Origin of the sequence: Marinibacterium profundimaris, assembly GCF_002210095.1 — a bacterium.
Classification (GTDB): Bacteria; Pseudomonadota; Alphaproteobacteria; order Rhodobacterales; family Rhodobacteraceae; genus Marinibacterium; species Marinibacterium profundimaris.
Window position 1 is genome coordinate 32324 of the sequence record NZ_AQQR01000004.1, and the last position, 18102, is coordinate 50425.

Consider the following 18102-nt stretch of genomic DNA (forward strand, 5'->3'; position numbering starts at 1 on the left):
CCGGTGCGAAAAGCCCGCCCCGGGCACCCCGGGCGGTGGGTTGAAAACCCACCCTACGCCACCCATCGGCCTTCCCGGATTTCCCGGTGGATCGAGGAACAGACCCAGTCTTCCGGCCGCGCCACTAGCCCGTGTGTCACCGGGTCCACGTGGCAATAGCGCAGGATCTCCGCATGCTCGGCCGGCCCGCGCACGTGATGCTCCCAGAACCGCCTCTGCCAGATGCCCGCATCCTTCTTGGCAACCTTGCTCGGCGACCGCTCGGCCCGCAGCCGCTCCACCTCCAGCAGCTCCGTCCCCGCCCCGGCCTCCTGCCGTAGGGTGGGTTTCCAACCCACCGCCACCTCGCGCGCCTTCCCGGCCCGCGCCAGGATGCGCAGGTGCCGCGAAAACCGCGCCTTGATCATCCCCCAACGCTGGGAATAGTTCGCGTCGTCGCAGGGCAGCGTCCAGACCGTGTGCATGTGATCCGGCAGGACCACCCAGGCATCGATCCCGAAGGGCCGCAGATCCCGCGTATGCGCCACCGCCTCACGCAGCAGGTCCACGTGATCGATCAGCAGCGCGCTGCCCTGCCGGGCCAGGCAGACCGTGAAAAAGACCGTCGCGCCGGCACGTCTGGGGCGAATGTAATTCGGCATGACCGGCAAACTGCGCCCACTTGGTTAACACCCGGTGAATCGCCAATCTCCGGACAGGAGCCCCCCACCAGCCCGCATCGGGGATGGCCCAGGCCGCACCGGGTATCCCGGTTCCATCGGTTGGCAGGTCTCCGCCCCGGCCGGCCAGCACCCGATGGCTCCCGCATGGCCAACCCCAAACACCTGCCAATACCACCCTCATGGCAGGTTTCCGCCCGAGGCGCCTGTGCCCCCTGACGCGCGCGGAACCGGCGCACTGCAGGCGGCGTTCCCCTGCCAGATGTCACATGGAGACACGCCCAGATGCTCTACACCATCCTCATTGTCCTTCTGATCCTGGCCGTCATCGGCACCCTGCCGACCTGGCGCTATTCCAACGGATGGGGCTACGGGCCTGCCGGCGGCGTCGGGCTCGCGCTGCTCGTGGTGCTGATCATCGTGCTCATGAACGGCGGCGCCTGACCCTCCCGGAGGCCCCGCCCGGCCCCGGCGCATCCCCCCCTGACGCCGGGACACCAGGGCGCCGCTGCAGGAATCACTTGCTTTTGACGGGCAACGATGTCATTGCAGCGGCGCTACTCTCTATCCTCGACCACTGTTTCCCTTCCGGCCTCAGTCTCGATTAGACGACGACGCCGGGCTGCCGCATAGTGCGGGCAGCATTCCATTAGGGAACATCATCATGGCAACTGGTACCGTGAAGTGGTTCAACACCACCAAGGGCTTCGGCTTCATCCGCCCCGACGGCGCGTCCAAGGACGTTTTCGTCCACATCTCGGCCGTCGAGCGCGCAGGCCTCACCACCCTGGAAGACAACCAGAAAGTGACCTTCGACATCGAATCCGGCCGTGATGGCCGCGAAAGCGCGTCGAACATCGAACTGGCGTAACCCGCGCCAGCGCCGCGAAAGCCGGCGCAAGACAGGAATGGCGGCGACCGGGCAAGGCCCCGGTCGCCGCGCGTCAGGCCGCGGATATGCGTCGCCGGCGCGACATGGGCCCGGCCAACCCAGGTCCAGGCGCCCCCGCTCGTGGCCCTGGCCTGCGCGTCCCGGCCAGGACCCTCTCGCCCCCGGCATCGAAGATACCAATTCCGGACGACCTCCCCTAACGGTCCGACCCGGACAGCAGGCCGATACCCCGCCGTGCCCCACAACGCGCGCCCCTGACGCGGCCTCGTGCCGCCGGGTGATTCCCCCACCCCGCCGCACGCGGCCCTGAGCCGCCCCGAACACCACCGCGCCCGGCGCCCCCTAAGCCCTTGAAATCCCGCACGGCCGCGGAACGTTCCACAGGGTCCTGCCCCCGGTCGCCCCCGGACCTCCAGCTGCGACAGCCTTGATTTTCACACCTTCGGCCGTCATATTAACCACGCGACCGTTACCGCATCTCGACCCACTGTCTCCGTGCCCCGGCTTCAGTCTCGATTGCTACGACTGACGCCAGGCCGCCGACTTCTTCGGGCGGCACCAAATAGGAGACCACGGACATGCCCACCGGCACCGTGAAATGGTTCAACGCCACCAAGGGTTATGGCTTCATCGCACCCGACGATGGCGGCAAGGATATCTTCGTTCACATCTCGGCCGTCGAACGTTCGGGCCTGACCGGCCTCAAGGACAACCAGAAGGTGTCCTACGAGCTGCGTTCGGGCCGGGACGGCCGCGAAAGCGCCGACGACCTGCAACTGGCCTGAGGCCAGGCCCGGATCCAGACGGATCCACGCGACATTTCGGGGCAGGCCTGCGGGCCTGCCCCTTTCCGTTCGGCCCTGCGCCCAGAAACCTGCGGCCCGAAAGACGCCCACCGAAGCCCGCAGGCGCGCGCCACCCAGTCCCCGTTTCGGGCCGATCGGGAACAAACCCGCGCCATGTCCTGTTACGCAGTCATGACGTCGACTTTTCCGGATCCGCCGCCCCTGCGCGCCAACAGCCGCGCGCCCTCGGGGTCCCGCCCTCCGGCACAACCCGTCCCGATAACAACACCCTTTCCCGAACAGCCGCCCCAGGCGGCTCGGATCTTGACCAGTTGGTCACCGATTCGCGATACTTGTCACAAAACACAGAAGGAGGTCCGTGCATGCTGACACGCCGCACGTTCATGGCCGCAACCGCAGCTACCGCAGCCCTTCCGCTCGCCGCAGGGGCGCAGACCCTGGGATTCGACCCCACGCCGCAAGCCGTGCGGATCAAGAAGGATTACGCGCCCGGCCAGATCCTCGTCCTGCCGCGGTCCTACTACCTTTACTACGTGACCGAACCGGGCCAGGCGATCCGCTATGGCGTCGGTGTCGGCAAGGCCGGGCTGGAATTCACCGGCTCCGCCGTGATCGGCGCCAAGAAGGAATGGCCCACCTGGCGCCCCACGAACGAGATGATCGAACGCGATCCCGTCGCCTATGGCAGGTTCAAGGACAACGATTACGTCCAGCCCGGCGGACCGGATAACCCATTGGGAGCGCGGGCGCTTTACCTGTTCCAGAACGGGCGCGACACCTATTTCCGCATCCATGGCACCACCGCGCCCAGCACGATCGGCAGCTCGATCTCGAACGGCTGCATCCGCCTGCGGAACGAACACGTGGCCGACCTTTATGAACGGACCGAGATCGGCACCGTCGTCACCGTGCTCTGAGGCGCGGCCTCTCACATGATGTCGCGGCCCGGCCCTTGCGCCGGGCCGTTCGCGTTTCGAGCCCCCCTCACGGACCTACGGGGCGGACCAGTCCACACCCTCCGCCGGGGTCACCTCCAGCCGTCCGTCCGGCCATGGCACCATGAGCGGAGTGGCCATCTCCGGAGGGCCGGTCAGCCATGTGCCGATGTCCCGGGGGTCGAGAATCACCGCCATCCGGTGATGCACCGGCGCCACATCCGCGTTGGGTTCACAGGTCACCGTGGCGATCTGTGCGACCTCCTGCCCGCCCGGCGCGGCCCAAATATCCGTGATCGCCGCGAAACACAGAAAGCCGCCGTCGCGCGGCCGGATGCGCCAGGCGGTCTTCTTCCGCCTCTCCCCGGTCCATTCGTACCAGCCCTCCACGGGCAGAACCGCGCGGCCCACGCCCTCGAAGGCCGACTTGTCAAAGACCGTCTCGGAGCGCGCGTTCACGATGGTTTCCATCACCGGCCGCCCGCGCGCGTTCCGGCGGCCCACCGGGATCATTCCCCAGCGCATCCGCCGCAGCCCGTCCGGCGTCAGCGCGACGACCATCTGCCCCGGGGCGATGTTGTACCGCGCGGGCTCCTCCCCCAGCGCGGCGATGTCACCCGGGCCAGCGCCCTCCAGCGCGCGCGCCAGATCGGCCAGCGGCCGCGCCTGGAACACCCGCCCCGGCATCGCCTAGTCCTCTGCCGCCGCGACCAGGTCCAGAACCTCCGGCCCCAGCCCCGCGACGATCAGCTTCACCGCCTCGGCATTCGGATGCAGCCCGTCGGATTGCAGATAGCCACGCAGCTCCCCTGCCTCTCCGGCGACCTCCTCGAGCCCGATGAAGAAGCTTTCGGCATAAAGCGTGCCATAAGTGACCGATAGTTCGGGATAGATCGCGTCAAAGGCCTCCTTGTACTCGGCCCCGTAATTCTGCGGCGCCTCGAAGCCCACCAGCAGCACCGGCACCCCGGCATCGCGCGCGGCGATCACGATCTTTTCCAGGTTGGCCCGGGCCTGCCCCGGGTCGAGCCCCCGCAGCAGGTCATTGCCCCCCAGCGCCACGATCATCCCGTCGACATCCTCGGCAAGCGTCCAGTCGACCCGCGCGGCGCCGCCGGCGGTGGTGTCGCCCGACACGCCCGCGTTGATCATCCGCACATCGGCGCCCTGCGCCTGCAGCCAGTCTTCCATCTGCGGGACGAATCCCTGCTCTTCCGGCAACCCGTAGCCCTGCGTCAGGCTGTCGCCCAGGGCGGCGATCACCGTTTCGGCCCGGGCCTCGCCGGCCCCGCAAAACCCAAGGCACAGGGCCGCTGCGACCGTCCACGCCATCGCCGTCGCGGCCCGGCCACGATGCGACCCATTTGCCATACCGATCCTGCCAATCTTGCGCATACGCTGCCTCGCTCCATATCCAAGGGCACACCCACGAAGGAAATTCCATGCCCGTTCTCTCACTGAAAGATGCTGCGCTCTCGCTGGAAAGCAATGCCGGGCGCATCGACATCCTGCACGGGATCACGCTTGATGTAGAGCCCGGAGAGACCCTTGGCCTTGTCGGCCCGTCCGGGTCCGGCAAATCCTCGCTGCTGATGCTGATGGGCGGGCTGGAGCGCGCCACGGGCGGCACGATCCACGCGCTGGACCATGACCTGACCGCCATGGACGAGGATGCGCTGGCCCGCTTTCGCCGCGATGCGATGGGCGTGGTGTTCCAGTCCTTCCACCTGATCCCGACGATGACGGCGCTCGAAAACGTCGCCACCCCGCTGGAACTGGCCGGTGCGGCGGATGCCTTCGACCGCGCCGAGGCCGAGCTGAAGCGCGTGGGCCTCTCGCACCGGGCCGATCACTACCCGACGCAGCTGTCGGGCGGCGAACAGCAACGCGTGGCGCTCGCCCGCGCCTCCGCCCCCCGGCCGAAGATCCTGCTGGCCGACGAGCCCACCGGCAACCTCGACGCCGCCAACGGCACCGCCATCATGGACATGCTGTTCGAGTTGCGCGACGCCCATGGCGCGACGCTGGTCCTGGTCACCCACAGCGCCGAGCTCGCCGCCCGCTGTGACCGGGTGATCCGCCTGCGCGACGGCCGCATCGACGGATCCGCGTCCGAGGCCGCCGCATGAGCCTTGCCCTCTCGGCCCGCTTCGCCCGGCGGGAATTGCGCGGCGGCCTGCGCGCCTTCCGCATCTTCCTCGCCTGCCTCGCCCTTGGCGTCGCCGCCATCTCCGCCGTCGGCACCGTCCGCGCCGCGATAGAAGGCGGGCTGGAACGCGAGGGCGCGGCGCTGCTCGGCGGCGATGCCGAGATGGAATTCACCTATCGCTTCGCCACGCCCGAGGAACGCGCCTGGATGGAGGACACCGCCTCCCGCGTCTCCGAGATCGCCGATTTCCGGTCGATGGCCGTGGTCGACCGCGACGGCACCACCGAACGCGGGCTGACGCAGGTCAAGGCGGTCGACGGCGCCTATCCCCTTCTCGGCACGCCGGAACTGGACCCGGCCATGCCGCTGGCACAGGCGCTTGCCGGAGACGGCACCCGCCCCGGCGCCGTGATGGACCCGATCCTGACCGACCGGCTGGCGCTCTCCCCCGGCGACACCTTCCGCATGGGCGAGCAGGAGTTCATCCTGATGGCCGCCCTGGTCCGCGAGCCCGACAATGCCTCCGGCGGCTTCGGCCTTGGCCCCCGCACCATCGTGCTGCGCGCCGATCTCGAAGGCTCCGGCCTGCTTGAACCCGGCACGCTCTTTTCCTCGAAATACCGGCTGGATCTGCCGCCCGACGCCGATCTCGCCGCGCTGGAGGACGAGGCCGAGGCGACCTTCGCGACCTCGGGCCTGCGCTGGACCGATGCCCGCAACGGCGCCCCCGGCGTCAGCGAATTCGTCGAGCGGCTGGGCGCCTTCCTGATCCTGGTCGGCCTCTCGGGCCTTGCCGTCGGCGGTGTCGGCGTCTCGGCCGCCGTGCGCGCCTATCTCGCGACCAAGACATCGACCATCGCCACCCTGCGCACGCTGGGTGCCGACCGGCGCACGATCTTCCAGACCTATTTCCTGCAGATCGGCGCGCTGTCGCTTCTGGGTATCGCGCTTGGCCTTGTCATCGGCGCGCTCGTGCCGCTGCTGCTGTCGCCCCTGATCGAGGCGCAGCTGCCCGTGCCCGCGCGCTTCACCATCTACCCCGGCCCGCTGTCCGAGGCGGCGCTTTACGGTGCGCTGACCGCGTTCCTCTTCACCCTGCTGCCGCTGGCCCGGGCCGAGGACATCCGCGCCGCGACCCTCTTCCGCGATGCGCTGTCGGCCGGCCGCCTGCTGCCGCGCCCGCGCTACCTCGCAGCCCTGGGCGCGGGGCTCGCGCTGCTGCTCGGCTCCGCCGCGTGGTTCAGCGGCAACCTCTGGCTTACCCTGTGGACCGCCGGCGGGATCTGCGGCGCACTGCTGCTGCTGGCCCTGGCGGCATTGGCGATCCGCTGGCTGGCCCGGGCGCTGACACCCTGGGCGCGCGGCCGCCCGGCGCTTCGCTGGGCGCTCTCGGCGATCTCCGGCCCGCGCGAGGGCGCCGCCTCGGTCGTGCTGTCGCTGGGCCTTGGCCTGTCGGTGCTGGCCGCCGTCGGGCAGATCGATGGCAACCTGCGCAATGCCATCGCCGGCAACCTGCCCGACGTGGCGCCGTCCTACTTTCTTGTCGACATCCAGAAAGATCAGATGCAGGCCGTCGCCGACCGCCTGGAAACCGGGCACGAGGTCTCCCGCATCGACAGCGCGCCGATGCTGCGCGGCATCATCACCCGGATCAATGGCCGCCCCGCGCGCGAGGTCGCGGGCGATCACTGGCTGATCCAGGGCGACCGCGGCATCACCTATTCCGGCCCCCTGCCCGAGCGCAGCCGCCTGACCGAGGGCACCTGGTGGGGCGAGGATTACGACGGCCCGCCGCTGATCTCTGTCGCCGACGAGGAGGCGCGCGAGATCGGGCTGCAGATCGGCGACACGATGACGATCAACATCCTCGGCCGCGACATCGAAGCCACGATCGCCTCGTTCCGCGAGGTCGATTTTTCCACCGCCGGGATGGGCTTTACCCTGGCCATGAACCCCGGCGCCGTCTCGGCCGCGCCGCATTCCTTCCTCGCCACGGTCTATGCCGAACCCGAGGCCGAGGCCGCGATCCTGCGCGATATCGGCACGGCCTTTCCGAACGTGACCCTGATCCGCGTGCGCGACGCGATCGAGCGGGTGGCCGACCTGCTCTCTGGCCTCGCGGCGGCGACCTCCTACGGGGCGCTGGCGACGCTGCTCACCGGGTTCCTGGTGCTGATCGGGGCGGCGGCCTCGGGCGTCGGCGCGCGCACCTTCGAGGCGGCTGTGCTGAAGACGCTGGGCGCGCCCCGTCGCCGGATCCTGGCCAGCTTCGCGCTGCGGGCGGCCATCCTGGGGCTGGCGGCCGGGGTCGTGGCGCTGGCCTCCGGCATCGCCGGCGGCTGGGCCGTCAGCCGGTTCATCCTGGATACGGATTTCGCGGTGATCTGGCCTTCGGCCCTGATCATCGTTACAGGGGGGATCGGCGCCACGCTGCTGGCCGGGCTCGCCTATGCCTGGGCTCCGCTGGCCGCCCGTCCGGCGCGCATCCTGCGCGCGAACGACTGACCCCATCCTTCAGCCCGAGGAGCCCGACCGCCTCATGTCCGACCCGTTTTTCTTCGGCTATGGCAGCCTGGTGAACCTGGCCACCCATGATTTCTCCGATGCCCATCCGGCCTCGATCCGGGGCTGGCGGCGGGCCTGGCGCTACACGCCATTGCGCGAGGTCGCCTTTCTGACCGCCGTGCCGGACCCCGACGCCGAGATCGAGGGGATGATCGCCCATGTGCCGGGCGACGACTGGGCCGCTCTGGACGAACGCGAATGGGCCTATGGCCGGCACCGGGTGACCGACCAGGTGCGCCACTCGGTAACCCGCCCCCTGTCGATCGCGATCTACGCTGTGGCGGAGGAAGACCAGCACGTGCCGGACGTGCCGCATCCGATCCTGATGAGCTATCTCGACGTGGTGGTGCAGGGCTACCTGCGGGTCTTCGGCGAGGCCGGCGCGCATCGCTTCTTCGAGACGACCGAAGGCTGGGACAGCCCGATCCTGAACGACCGGGCCAAGCCGCACTACCCGCGCCACCAGACCCTCTCGACCGCCGAGCGCGCCTTCGTGGACGACAAGCTCGCCGCTCTGAACGTGCCCATCGTCACCCGCTGAGCGGCCCGCTCACCCGGCCTGACAGCCGGTTTCGCTGACCGTTGCGCGCCCATTTTGCCGCCCTGCGCGAAGGGTAGCGGGCGCACCGGGGATGGGCGGGCGGGAGGTAAGCCCGCTGCCCGGCCCCGCAAGAGAAAACCCCCGCCAGCGGCGGGGGCATCTCGTCAAAACGTCCGCGTGACCTTCTGCATCAGCGGCATCAGCGCGGCCATCTCAGGCCCCCGCGCCTGCCCGGTCAGCGCCTTCCTGAGCGGCATGAACAGGCCCTTGCCCTTGCGGCCCGACTGCTCCTTAACCGCGGTGGTCCAGGCGCTCCAGGTGGTCTCGTCATAGGGCGGCTCGGGCAGCAGGCCGAAGGCGAAGGCGATGAAATCGCGGTCCTCGTCCTCGACCACCGGCGTCGCGCCGTCGCGCAGCATGTCCCACCAGGGGCCAAGATCCTTCAGCGTGGTGATGTTGTCCTTCATCACCGCCCAGAACGGCGCGGCCATCTCGTCCGGCACGCCGGCCGCCTTCACGTCATCGGCCACCGCCTCCAGCGGCAGCGTGTGCAGGTAGCGCGCGGTCAGCGGGTACAGGTCGTCGACGTCGAACTTCGTCGGCGCCGCGCCGAAGCGCGTGATGTCGAACCCCTCGACCAGCTCGTCCACGCTGCCGCGCAGCTCCACCGGATCGGCCGAGCCCAGCCGCGCCATCAGCGACAGCAGCGCCATCGGCTGCACGCCCGCCTCGCGCAGATCCCGCAGCGCCAGCGTGCCCAGCCGCTTCGACAGCGCCTCGCCCTGCGGCCCGGTCAGCAGGCTATGGTGCGCGAACCGCGGCGCGGTGCCGCCCAGCGCCTCGATGATCTGGATCTGCGTCGCGGTGTTGGTCACGTGATCCGACCCGCGCACCACATCCGTCACGCCCATCTCGGTGTCGTCCACCACCGAGGCGATCGTATACAAGACCTGCCCGTCGCCCCGGATCAGCACCGGGTCCGAGACACTGGCCGCGTCGATCGACACGTCGCCGAGGATCCCGTCGGCCCATTCGATCCGCTCCTGGTCCAGCTTGAACCGCCAGACGCCCTGCCCGCGCTCGGCCCTCAGCGCCTCTTTCTGCTCTTCGCTCAGCGCCAGCGCCGCCCGGTCATAGACCGGCGGGCGGCCCATGTTCAGCTGCTTCTTCCGCTTCAGGTCCAGCTCGGTCGGGGTCTCCCACGCCTCGTAGAACCGCCCCATCTCGCGCAGGCGGTCGGCGGCCTCGGCATAGCGGTCCAGCCGCTCGGACTGCCGCTCCAGCCGGTCCCAGTGCAGGCCGAGCCACTCCAGGTCTTCCTTGATCGCGTCGACGTATTCCTCCTTCGACCGCTCCGGGTCGGTGTCGTCGATGCGCAGGATGAAGGTGCCCCCGGCCTTGCGCGCGATGAGAAAGTTCATCAGCGCGGTTCGCAGGTTGCCCACATGGATATAGCCGGTGGGCGACGGCGCGAAGCGAGTGGTGGTCATGTCTGTCTCCTGGATCCGGTGCGGGCTTTGTCACGGAGCGCGTGAAATGTCCAGTTCGGGGCGCTTTTCACCGGCCCTGACGCCCTGCGCGGCCCGCGCCCCGGAATGCCGCAGGTTCCCGGCACACGGAAAGTTGAGCCGCCCGTCACGCTGCCGATCCGCCGTCCGGGTCTATCTTCGCCCTATCAACACGGAGGATGTACCATGACACTGTCCCTGACCCGGCGTGCCGCCCTCGCGGGGGGCGCGGCGCTTCCGATGGCCGCAGCGCTCGCCAGCCCGGCCCGCGCCGAGGCACACGAGACCGCGACCCCGATGCCCAACGCCCGCAGCTTCGCGCTTGGCGATCTGACCGTCACCACCCTGCTCGACGGGACCTTCCCGCGCGACGGCGTGAAGGACATCTTCGGCGTCAATGTCGACCAGGAGACCTTCGAAGAGGTGTCCGAGGCCAATTTCATCCCCGCCGACATGGCGCAATTCTTCTTCACCCCCACCCTCGTCGACACCGGGTCCGAACTGGTGCTCTTCGACACCGGGCTGGGCCAGGGCGGCATCGCCAAGGCGCTGGGTGACGCGGGCAAGACCACGGACGACATCGACATCGTCGTGATCACCCACATGCACGGCGACCATATCGGCGGGCTGATGACCGACGGCGCGCCCACCTTCGCCAATGCCCGTTATGTCACCGGACGCGCGGAATACGATGGCTGGAAGGCCCTGCCCGACAGCGGCCCGGCCAAGCAGATGGCCACCCATGTCGACCCGCTGGCCGAAAAGATGGCCTTTGTCGAAGACGGCGACAGCGTAGTGTCCGGCATCACCGCCATGGCCGCCTTCGGCCATACGCCGGGCCACATGACCTATATGCTGGACAGCAACGGACGGCAGCTGGTGCTGACGGCGGACCTGGCCAACCACTACGTCTGGCCGTTCCAGAACCCGGACTGGCACACCTCCTTCGACAGCGACAAGGAGATGGCCTCGGCCTCGCGCCGCCGCGTGCTCGATATGCTGGCCGCCGAGAAGGTGCCGATGATCGGCTACCACATGCCGTTCCCGGCCGCGGGCTTCGTGGAACCGCGCGGCGACGGCTTCCGTTTCGTGCCGGTCAGCTACCAGATGATGGGCTGAGCCCGCCCCGGGGCCTCCGCCCCGACACAGGCTGCGGCGCCCGCCCCGGCGGGCGCCCCGTCCCAAAGGTGGGCCTCAGAACCCTTCCATCAGCGTGATCGGCGTGCCGTCCGAGAAGCGCGAGAGGCGCAGCGCATGCGGGTCCACCACCGGGCTGGCCCCGGTGACCAGGTCCGCCATCAGCTTGCCGGCCCCAGGCCCGATGCCGAAACCATGGCCGGAAAACCCGGTGGCGATGTAAAAGCCCGGCACCTCGTCCACGGCCGAGATCACCGGCACCGCGTCCGGTGTCACGTCGATCATCCCGGCCCAGCTTTGCTCCACCTGTGCGCCCTTCAGCGCCGGAAAGGCCTTCTGCGCCGCCGCCCAGCTGCGGTTGCGCAGGCGTTCGTGCGGGTCCGGGTCCAGGATCCGCGTCTCCTCGAAGGGCGTGACCTCGTCATGGCGCCAACGCCGCTTCATCCGCGCCTCGGTCCACCAGCGGTCCGACAGGCGGAATTGCAGCGCGCTCCATTCCGCCCGCAGCGCCGGAAGGAACTGGCGCATCAGCCGGAAGCTGTCGGGCACGATATCGACCACGTTGCCCTCGCCCGTGGCGATCGTATAGCCGCCGTCGGCGCGCTTGCGGATCGCGAAATCGTCGGTCCAGGCCGAGGTCTCGGGCCCGCCCTCGACCGGAGCGGTGCGCAGCACCGTGTTCATCACCTTCAGCTGCGGCAGCTCGATCCCCGCGTTCCCGGCAAAAAGCCGTGACCACGCCCCACCGGCCAGCACGACGCTGTCGCAGGCCACGCCCCCCTTCTCGGTAAAGACACCCGTGACGCGGCCGGCCTCGACATCCAGCGAGCGCACCGCGCAATTTGTCATGACATGGGCGCCGCTCTCGCGCGCCGCCTCGGCGATGGCGGGGGCGGCCCATTGCGGCTCTGCCCGCCCGTCGACGGGGGTGTAAAGCGCGCCGCTGGTCTTGATCCGGTGGCCCGGCAGCAGGTCGTCGAACGCGTCGCCGTCGACCACCCTGCAGGCGATCTGGTGCGGCTCAAGGTGCCTGGCCCAATCCTCGTAGCCCGCGCGCGACCGCTCTCCGGCGGCGGCAAAGAGGATGCCGCATTTCGTGTAGCCCAGCTTGCGCCCGGTGCGCTCTTCCAGCCCCTCCCACAGGCGGATCGCCTCGATCATCAGGGGGATTTCCCGCGGATCGCGCAGCGACAGCCGCACCCAGCCCCAGTTGCGCGAGCTCTGCTCGGCGCCGATCTCGCCCTTCTCGGCCAGCAGGACGCTGTGGCCGCGTTCGGCCAGCTCAAGCGCGGTGGAGGTGCCGATGATCCCGCCGCCGATGACGACGACATCGACGCGGGACGGCAGGGTGGGATCGGAGGCGACGGGGGTGGGGGATGGTCCTGGCATGGCGGCACCATATCCATCGGCCCGGCGGTGTCACGGGGGGAATTGCCGGCCCGCGCCGAAGCGCTTACATCCGGCCCATGACCGACCCGACCCTGCCCGATTTCGAGGCCCTGGCCGAAGCCGCCCGCGCCGCCCTGCCCGCGCCCCTGCGCGCGGCCGCGCGCGAGGTGGTCGTGCAGGTGGTGGACTGGCCGCCCGCCGACATGCTGCGCGAGCTTGAGATCGAGGATCCACTGGATCTCACCGGCCTTTACGACGGCATTCCGCTGACCGAGAAAAGCGGCTTCGACCAGCCTTTCGGGCCGGACGTGATCTGGCTTTTCCGCGAGCCGATCCTCGAGGAATGGCGCGACCGTGGCGATGTGGAACTGGCGGACCTGGTGAGCCATGTGCTGATCCACGAATTCGCCCATCACTTCGGCTGGTCCGACGACGACATCGCCCGCATCGACCGCTGGTGGGAATGACGCGCCCTGCGGGCCTGCGGCCCTGCGGAGCGCGGCCGACCGTTTGGCGGGGCGGCCCCTTCGGGGCCGCGGAAACGGCCCTTCGGGCCAGCCCGCCCAGGCCGCGCTGACGCGGAGTCAATTTCTTAAGGCTTGGTAAATCCGCCTCTGTAACCCCTTGATTCCGCGTGACCCGTCCCCTGTCCCACGCGTGGGACACCCCGGGCCGCGGCATCCCGTTTGACCCGCTCCGCCCCGGCCTCTAGCGTGGATGAACCTCACCGGAGCAGCCCCATGAGCAGCCCCCTGCGCACCGATATCCTGACCATCACCCTGAACCCGGCCGTGGACCTCGCCACCTCGGCGGCCGAGGTCCTGCCCGAGCTCAAGCTGCGCTGCACCCATCCCCAGGTCGACCCCGGCGGCGGCGGAATCAACGTGGCCCGGGCGGTGCGCCTGCTGGGCGGACAGGCCACCGCCCTGCTCGCCATCGGCGGCACCACCGGCGCGCGGCTGCTGGAGCTCCTGACGCTCGAAGGCGTGCCCACCGTCGCTTTCCAGGGCCCCGGCGAGACCCGCCAGAGCCTCTCGGTGACCGAGACCGCCTCGGGCCTCCAGTACCGCTTCGTCATGCCCGGCCCCGACTGGACCGCCGCCGATGTCGCCCAGGCGCTCCGCTCGGTCGACCGGTCGGCCACGGACGGCACGCTGGTGATCCTGTCGGGCAGCCAGCCGCCGGGCGTGGCCAAGGAATTCCGCTCGCTTCTGGCCGAGCATGTGACGGATCGCGGCGCGAAGCTGATCGTCGACACCTCCGGCCCGGCCCTGCACGCCCTGGCCCGCGCGCCCCGTGCGGCGATCGACACGCTCCGGATGGACGACGCCGAGGCCGAGGAGCTCGCCGGCCGCCCGCTGCCCCTGCGCGAGGACAGCGCCGCCTTCGCCCGCGCCCTGGCGGCCAGGGGCGTGGCCCGGCAGGTCATCGTGGCGCGCGGCCCCGACGGATCGGTCCTGTCGACGCACGAGGCCAGCTGGCACTGCGCGGGCGCCGAGGTCGAGGTGATCAGCAAGGTCGGCGCGGGCGACAGCTTTGTCGGCGGCTACGCCCTGGCCCGCGCCCGCGACGCCACGCTCGACGACGCCCTCCGCTACGGCGTCGCCGCCGCCTCCGCCGCCTGTGCGACCGAAGCGACGCGGCTCTGCGACCGCGAAGCGACCGAAGCCCTGCTGTCCGCCTGCGCCATCACCCGGCTCTGATTTACCCCCGCGAAGGTCACGAGCGGCCCCGGCTCTGGCGTCCGAGCCGCTCACCACGGCCTCATCCACCACATGCCTGTCCCACAACGCAGCGGCCTACCGCACCGGCGGCGACCCGAACAGCACCCCAGCCCAACCACAGGCCGTCACCAGACGCCCACCGCCCGTCTCCGCCGCAGGGCAGCCCCCGAGCGCGGGGTGGGTGGGCGGGAGCGGTCGGGGCTGCCGACGCTAGTCCAGGTCCGTCTGGATCCAGCGCGGCGAATGGTGGATGTCGACCGTCTGCAACCGCCCCGGGCCGATGTTCTCGAACCGGTGCGGCAGGCCCTTGGGCCCAAAGACCACCTCGCCCTCCGTGGCCTCGATCACCGCGTCGCCCACGAAGAACCGGGCCCGCCCGGCCACCACGACAAAGGTCTCGTCATAGGGATGCACGTGCAGCCGCGGCCCCGCACCGATCTCGTCGGTGCCATAGGTCAGCACCGTCACCTCGCCGCCCAGCTCCGCGCCCGGCACGTTGCCGCGCCAGGGCGTGGTGCCGTCGGCGGTAAAGAGCGTCCGTTTCGCCGGGGCACGCCCGTCAGGTTGTACGCTTCCGGGATCAAAATCCTTGCGGGTCATGTCTTTGCCTCCTTGCGGGACCGGATCCGCGTGGCCGGGCCACGGACGGCAGAGTGGCCGACCCGCCCGTCCCTGTCCATCGTCCCCGATCATCTCCCCGCCGTCCGCCAGCGCATGACGCCGACCGGATCAGCGTCGCTCCAGCCATTCGTGCTCCAGGCGCCAAGCCGACGCTTTTCCGATGCCCCCCGAGGCGACAGCCAGCGGCCACGACCGGCCGCTGTCCGCCAGCCGCGGCCCCGAAGCCTCCCACCACTGCCCATTTTTTACCCACTGGCCGCCGCAGTCTTGCCAGAGTCTTGATCAGGCTAAGCGCCCAGGCATGTCGCCGACTGCGCCCCCTGGTTGGGGTTTGGCCGGCTGCGCAACCCATGCGTGAATATTGTCCGGCATGGCGCTGGTTTTGTGTTAGAATGTGTACGAATAACAAGTTCAAGCCGAGCGGACGACCGGGAAGTCAGGCGTGACACCACCGAACTGGAAGACCGCGCTGGGCATTTATTGTGCCTACGCCGGGCTGATTTTAAGCATACGGCTTGCGATCGACCTCGATAACGGCAAGCCCGCCGACGTGGGGATGGCCTACGACCAGATCGTGCTGCCGCAGCTGATCGGCGCGCTGTTCCTGGCCTCGGCCGTCACTCAGCTGGTCTGGTGGGCACCGATCCTGACCGAGCGCCGACGCGGCCATCCGCGCTGGATGCTTCCGATTCTGCTGGCCCTGATGATTGCGGCGATGCTGCTGAACGCGATCGGAGTCCAGTGGTCGGCGCTGGCGCCCCTGCACCTGGGGCTGCTGGCATTCGCCGCTTTGCTGATGGGAGTCAGCGAGGAGGTCCTGACGCGCGGTGTCATCATCGTGGGCCTGCGCGGCTCGCGGCTGGCCGAAACCTGGGTCTGGCCAATCTCGACCTTGCTCTTCGTGCTGGTGCAGCTGCCCACCAGGGCCTTTGTATACGAGATGCGCTCGGTGTTGGTGCAGGCGGTCGTGGCATTCATGATGGGCACGGGCCTGTACCTCGTGCGCCGGCTGAACGGGGGGCTGATCGCGCCCATTCTGGTCCACGCGGGCTGGGATCTGTTCCCCGTGGCGCAGGCCGCCTCGGGCGGGAACAGGCTGCCGGGGACCACGGTGCTGCAGAACATGGTCTACGGGGTATCCATGGGCATGGTCGCCATCGTGCTGGTGCAGGATCACCGGACGCGACGCGACCGTCTTTCGAGAAGATCCTAGCCGACGGCCCGGCGTCTGTGGCGGCTGACCGGTGCCACAGGTCTCAAGCGCCGGTTGAAAAGCTTTCGCAGGGGATGGGCCCCGGCTCTGCAAGAGCCCGGGGGGCGCCGGGCGCCCGGCGTCAGGACGGGTCGCGCCAGCGGTTCACGATGGGATAACGGCGATCCAGCCAGAAGGCCCGTTTGGTCAGCCGCGCGCCGGGGGCGGACTGGAACCGCTTGTATTCGCTGATGTAGATCAGCTTCTCGACCTTCTGCGCCACCTCGCGGTCAAACCCCGCGGCCACGCAATCGGCGATGGATCCGTCCTGATCCACGAGGATGTCCAGCAGCGCGTCGAGTTCGGGGTAATCCGGCAGGCTGTCGCTGTCCTTCTGATCCGGGCGCAGCTCTGCCGAGGGCGGCTTCGAGATGATCCGCTCGGGGATCACCGCGCCCTCCGGGCCCATCATCCACGGCCGGTGATTGGCATTGCGCCAGCGGCAGGTTTCGAACACGCGGGTCTTGTAGAGATCCTTGATCGGGTTGTAGCCGCCGGCCATGTCGCCGTAGATCGTGGCATAGCCCACCGCGACCTCGGACTTGTTGCCGGTGGTCAGAAGCATTTCTCCGAACTTGTTGGACATCGCCATCAGCAGCAGGCCGCGCAGGCGGGACTGGATGTTTTCCTCGGCCAGGCCCGGCTCCATCCCGTCGAAATGCGGCGCCAGCGTTTCGGTGATCGCGTCCCGACCTTTGGTGATCGGCACGTAATCGTAATGCACGCCCAGCAGCTTGGCGGCGGCCTCGGCATCCTCGAGGCTGTCGGCCGAGGTGTATTCCGAGGGCAGCATCACGCAGCGCACGTTCTCGGGTCCCAGCGCGTCGGTGGCGATGGTGGCGACCAGCGCGCTGTCGACACCGCCGGACATGCCAAGAAGAACCTTCCTGAACCCGCTCTTGCCCATGTAGTCGCGCAGGGCGTCGACCATGACGCGGTAATCCTGCTCCCACGGATCGGGATGGGCCACGATCTCTCCGGTCTCGATCCGCCAGCCGTCGTCGGTGCGCGTCAGGTCGACATGGGCGATGCCCTCGTCGAAGACCGGCATCTGGAAGGCCAGCGCGCCCCCGGGGTTCAGCCCGAAACTGCCCCCGTCGAAGACTTGGTCGTCCTGGCCGCCCACCATGTTGAGGTAGATCAGAGGCAGCCCGGTCTCGACCACACGGGCGACCATCATGTTCAGCCGCACCTCGAACTTGTTGCGGTAATAGGGCGAGCCGTTGGGCACGATCAGGAACTCGGCCCCGGTCTCGGCCAGGGTTTCGGGCACTTCGGGGTGCCAGGCATCTTCACAAATGGGCGAGCCGACGCGGGTGTTGCCGACCGAATAGGGCCCGCCAAGCGGGCCGCTGTCGAAGATGCGGACCTCGTCGAAGACCAGTTCGTTGGGCAGGTTGTGCTTCAGCACGGCGGTCGCGATCTTGCCGCCCCGGCAGATCAGGTAGGCATTGTAGAGCCCGGTGCCTTCCGTCCACGGCGCCCCGATGGCCAGCGTCGGGCCGTCGGCGCATTGCGCGGCCAGCTCCTTCACCGCCTCCATCGCGGCGGTGTGAAAGGCCGGTTTCATGATGAGATCGCGGCAATTGTAGCCGGTGATGAACATCTCGGGCAGCGCCACCATGTCGGCGCCGGCCTCGCGGCCCTGCTCCCAGGCGGCGCGGGCCTTGGCGGCATTGCCGGGGATATCTCCGACAACCGGGTTGAGCTGCGCCAGTGTCACGCGAAAACGGTCGGCCATGCGGTCAGGGTCCCTTGTGCTCCTCTCCGCTCCATAGCGGGATGCGCAGCGGGGTGAAAGGCGGGGCGGCGCAAAAGACGTTGCTCCGCTGGGTCCTCTCGCCTAGATTTGGCGCACCCACGCATTTGCTGTGCAGCTATGAAAGGCCTGACACTTCCCAATGGCTTATCGACGGAATGCACT

The 18102-nt window shown here is 69.1% G+C and carries 18 protein-coding genes; 11 read left to right on the forward strand and 7 right to left on the reverse strand.

Annotation, left to right across the window (positions count from 1 at the left end; all coding sequences use genetic code 11):
- Window positions 1-53: 53 nt before the first annotated feature.
- Complete coding sequence (locus ATO3_RS11220; RefSeq protein WP_088649959.1) at window positions 54-641, reverse strand: REP-associated tyrosine transposase; 588 nt, start codon at window positions 639-641, stop codon at window positions 54-56.
- Window positions 642-944: 303 nt separating this feature from the next.
- Between ATO3_RS11220 and ATO3_RS11225 the strand changes: the two genes are divergently transcribed.
- The 4 genes from ATO3_RS11225 to ATO3_RS11240 all read left to right on the forward strand — a co-directional run bounded on the left by ATO3_RS11225 (window position 945) and on the right by ATO3_RS11240 (window position 3274).
- A complete protein-coding gene (locus ATO3_RS11225; protein ID WP_088649960.1) occupies window positions 945-1103 on the forward strand; it encodes a DUF3309 domain-containing protein in 159 nt (52 codons plus the stop codon).
- Between the two features lie 220 nt (window positions 1104-1323).
- Window positions 1324-1530 (forward strand): cold-shock protein, encoded by a 207-nt coding sequence (locus tag ATO3_RS11230; protein WP_088649961.1) that lies wholly within the window; start codon window positions 1324-1326, stop codon window positions 1528-1530.
- A 599-nt stretch (window positions 1531-2129) separates the two neighbouring features.
- Window positions 2130-2336 (forward strand): cold-shock protein, encoded by a 207-nt coding sequence (locus ATO3_RS11235; protein ID WP_088649962.1) that lies wholly within the window; start codon window positions 2130-2132, stop codon window positions 2334-2336.
- Window positions 2337-2719: 383 nt separating this feature from the next.
- Window positions 2720-3274, forward strand: a complete 555-nt coding sequence (locus ATO3_RS11240) for a L,D-transpeptidase (RefSeq protein ID WP_088649963.1) — start codon at window positions 2720-2722, stop codon at window positions 3272-3274.
- A 75-nt stretch (window positions 3275-3349) separates the two neighbouring features.
- On the opposite strand, the gene ATO3_RS11245 is transcribed toward ATO3_RS11240, so the two are convergent.
- The gene (locus tag ATO3_RS11245; RefSeq protein WP_088649964.1) at window positions 3350-3979 is read right to left on the reverse strand and encodes an SOS response-associated peptidase; all 630 of its coding nucleotides are present in this window, start codon (window positions 3977-3979) and stop codon (window positions 3350-3352) included.
- A 3-nt stretch (window positions 3980-3982) separates the two neighbouring features.
- Complete coding sequence (locus ATO3_RS11250) at window positions 3983-4624, reverse strand: arylesterase (protein ID WP_233152113.1); 642 nt, start codon at window positions 4622-4624, stop codon at window positions 3983-3985.
- A 110-nt stretch (window positions 4625-4734) separates the two neighbouring features.
- On the opposite strand from ATO3_RS11250, the gene ATO3_RS11255 reads away from it, so the two are divergent.
- Genes ATO3_RS11255 through ATO3_RS11265 form a run of 3 tightly spaced genes read left to right on the forward strand, consistent with a single transcriptional unit; the run spans window position 4735 to window position 8547 of the window.
- On the forward strand, window positions 4735-5421 hold the full coding sequence (locus tag ATO3_RS11255; protein WP_088649966.1) for an ABC transporter ATP-binding protein: 687 nt from the start codon (window positions 4735-4737) through the stop codon (window positions 5419-5421).
- Entirely contained in the window at window positions 5418-7946 is a 2529-nt protein-coding gene (locus tag ATO3_RS11260; protein WP_088649967.1) for an ABC transporter permease, read from the forward strand. Before ATO3_RS11255 ends, ATO3_RS11260 begins: the two co-directional genes overlap by 4 nt.
- A gap of 34 nt (window positions 7947-7980) precedes the next feature.
- Complete coding sequence (locus ATO3_RS11265) at window positions 7981-8547, forward strand: gamma-glutamylcyclotransferase family protein (protein ID WP_088649968.1); 567 nt, start codon at window positions 7981-7983, stop codon at window positions 8545-8547.
- Between the two features lie 164 nt (window positions 8548-8711).
- Here ATO3_RS11265 and gltX read toward each other — a convergent pair whose 3' ends face one another.
- Window positions 8712-10037, reverse strand: a complete 1326-nt coding sequence (gene gltX, locus ATO3_RS11270) for a glutamate--tRNA ligase (protein WP_088649969.1) — start codon at window positions 10035-10037, stop codon at window positions 8712-8714.
- 204 nt (window positions 10038-10241) lie between these two features.
- On the opposite strand from gltX, the gene ATO3_RS11275 reads away from it, so the two are divergent.
- On the forward strand, window positions 10242-11174 hold the full coding sequence (locus ATO3_RS11275) for an MBL fold metallo-hydrolase (RefSeq protein ID WP_088649970.1): 933 nt from the start codon (window positions 10242-10244) through the stop codon (window positions 11172-11174).
- A 75-nt stretch (window positions 11175-11249) separates the two neighbouring features.
- On the opposite strand, the gene ATO3_RS11280 is transcribed toward ATO3_RS11275, so the two are convergent.
- On the reverse strand, window positions 11250-12581 hold the full coding sequence (locus ATO3_RS11280; RefSeq protein ID WP_088649971.1) for an NAD(P)/FAD-dependent oxidoreductase: 1332 nt from the start codon (window positions 12579-12581) through the stop codon (window positions 11250-11252).
- 77 nt (window positions 12582-12658) lie between these two features.
- On the opposite strand from ATO3_RS11280, the gene ATO3_RS11285 reads away from it, so the two are divergent.
- The gene (locus tag ATO3_RS11285) at window positions 12659-13048 is read left to right on the forward strand and encodes a metallopeptidase family protein (RefSeq protein WP_088649972.1); all 390 of its coding nucleotides are present in this window, start codon (window positions 12659-12661) and stop codon (window positions 13046-13048) included.
- Between the two features lie 273 nt (window positions 13049-13321).
- A complete protein-coding gene (locus ATO3_RS11290; RefSeq protein WP_088649973.1) occupies window positions 13322-14284 on the forward strand; it encodes a 1-phosphofructokinase family hexose kinase in 963 nt (320 codons plus the stop codon).
- A gap of 231 nt (window positions 14285-14515) precedes the next feature.
- Here ATO3_RS11290 and ATO3_RS11295 read toward each other — a convergent pair whose 3' ends face one another.
- Entirely contained in the window at window positions 14516-14905 is a 390-nt protein-coding gene (locus ATO3_RS11295) for a cupin domain-containing protein (RefSeq protein ID WP_088649974.1), read from the reverse strand.
- 463 nt (window positions 14906-15368) lie between these two features.
- On the opposite strand from ATO3_RS11295, the gene ATO3_RS11300 reads away from it, so the two are divergent.
- The gene (locus tag ATO3_RS11300; protein ID WP_088649975.1) at window positions 15369-16139 is read left to right on the forward strand and encodes a CPBP family intramembrane glutamic endopeptidase; all 771 of its coding nucleotides are present in this window, start codon (window positions 15369-15371) and stop codon (window positions 16137-16139) included.
- Between the two features lie 121 nt (window positions 16140-16260).
- Here ATO3_RS11300 and ATO3_RS11305 read toward each other — a convergent pair whose 3' ends face one another.
- Window positions 16261-17919 (reverse strand): NAD+ synthase, encoded by a 1659-nt coding sequence (locus ATO3_RS11305; protein WP_088649976.1) that lies wholly within the window; start codon window positions 17917-17919, stop codon window positions 16261-16263.
- Window positions 17920-18102: the final 183 nt, after the last annotated feature.

Coding starts and splice junctions, on each gene's coding strand:
- ATO3_RS11225 (WP_088649960.1), top strand. CDS start 945: ATGCTCTACACCATCCTCATTGTCCTTCTGATCCTGGCCGTCATCGGC.
- ATO3_RS11280 (WP_088649971.1), bottom strand. CDS start 12,581: ATGCCAGGACCATCCCCCACCCCCGTCGCCTCCGATCCCACCCTGCCG.
- ATO3_RS11240 (WP_088649963.1), top strand. CDS start 2,720: ATGCTGACACGCCGCACGTTCATGGCCGCAACCGCAGCTACCGCAGCC.
- ATO3_RS11305 (WP_088649976.1), bottom strand. CDS start 17,919: ATGGCCGACCGTTTTCGCGTGACACTGGCGCAGCTCAACCCGGTTGTC.
- ATO3_RS11285 (WP_088649972.1), top strand. CDS start 12,659: ATGACCGACCCGACCCTGCCCGATTTCGAGGCCCTGGCCGAAGCCGCC.
- ATO3_RS11260 (WP_088649967.1), top strand. CDS start 5,418: ATGAGCCTTGCCCTCTCGGCCCGCTTCGCCCGGCGGGAATTGCGCGGC.
- ATO3_RS11290 (WP_088649973.1), top strand. CDS start 13,322: ATGAGCAGCCCCCTGCGCACCGATATCCTGACCATCACCCTGAACCCG.
- ATO3_RS11265 (WP_088649968.1), top strand. CDS start 7,981: ATGTCCGACCCGTTTTTCTTCGGCTATGGCAGCCTGGTGAACCTGGCC.
- ATO3_RS11275 (WP_088649970.1), top strand. CDS start 10,242: ATGACACTGTCCCTGACCCGGCGTGCCGCCCTCGCGGGGGGCGCGGCG.
- ATO3_RS11250 (WP_233152113.1), bottom strand. CDS start 4,624: ATGGCGTGGACGGTCGCAGCGGCCCTGTGCCTTGGGTTTTGCGGGGCC.
- gltX (WP_088649969.1), bottom strand. CDS start 10,037: ATGACCACCACTCGCTTCGCGCCGTCGCCCACCGGCTATATCCATGTG.
- ATO3_RS11235 (WP_088649962.1), top strand. CDS start 2,130: ATGCCCACCGGCACCGTGAAATGGTTCAACGCCACCAAGGGTTATGGC.
- ATO3_RS11295 (WP_088649974.1), bottom strand. CDS start 14,905: ATGACCCGCAAGGATTTTGATCCCGGAAGCGTACAACCTGACGGGCGT.
- ATO3_RS11220 (WP_088649959.1), bottom strand. CDS start 641: ATGCCGAATTACATTCGCCCCAGACGTGCCGGCGCGACGGTCTTTTTC.
- ATO3_RS11245 (WP_088649964.1), bottom strand. CDS start 3,979: ATGCCGGGGCGGGTGTTCCAGGCGCGGCCGCTGGCCGATCTGGCGCGC.
- ATO3_RS11255 (WP_088649966.1), top strand. CDS start 4,735: ATGCCCGTTCTCTCACTGAAAGATGCTGCGCTCTCGCTGGAAAGCAAT.
- ATO3_RS11230 (WP_088649961.1), top strand. CDS start 1,324: ATGGCAACTGGTACCGTGAAGTGGTTCAACACCACCAAGGGCTTCGGC.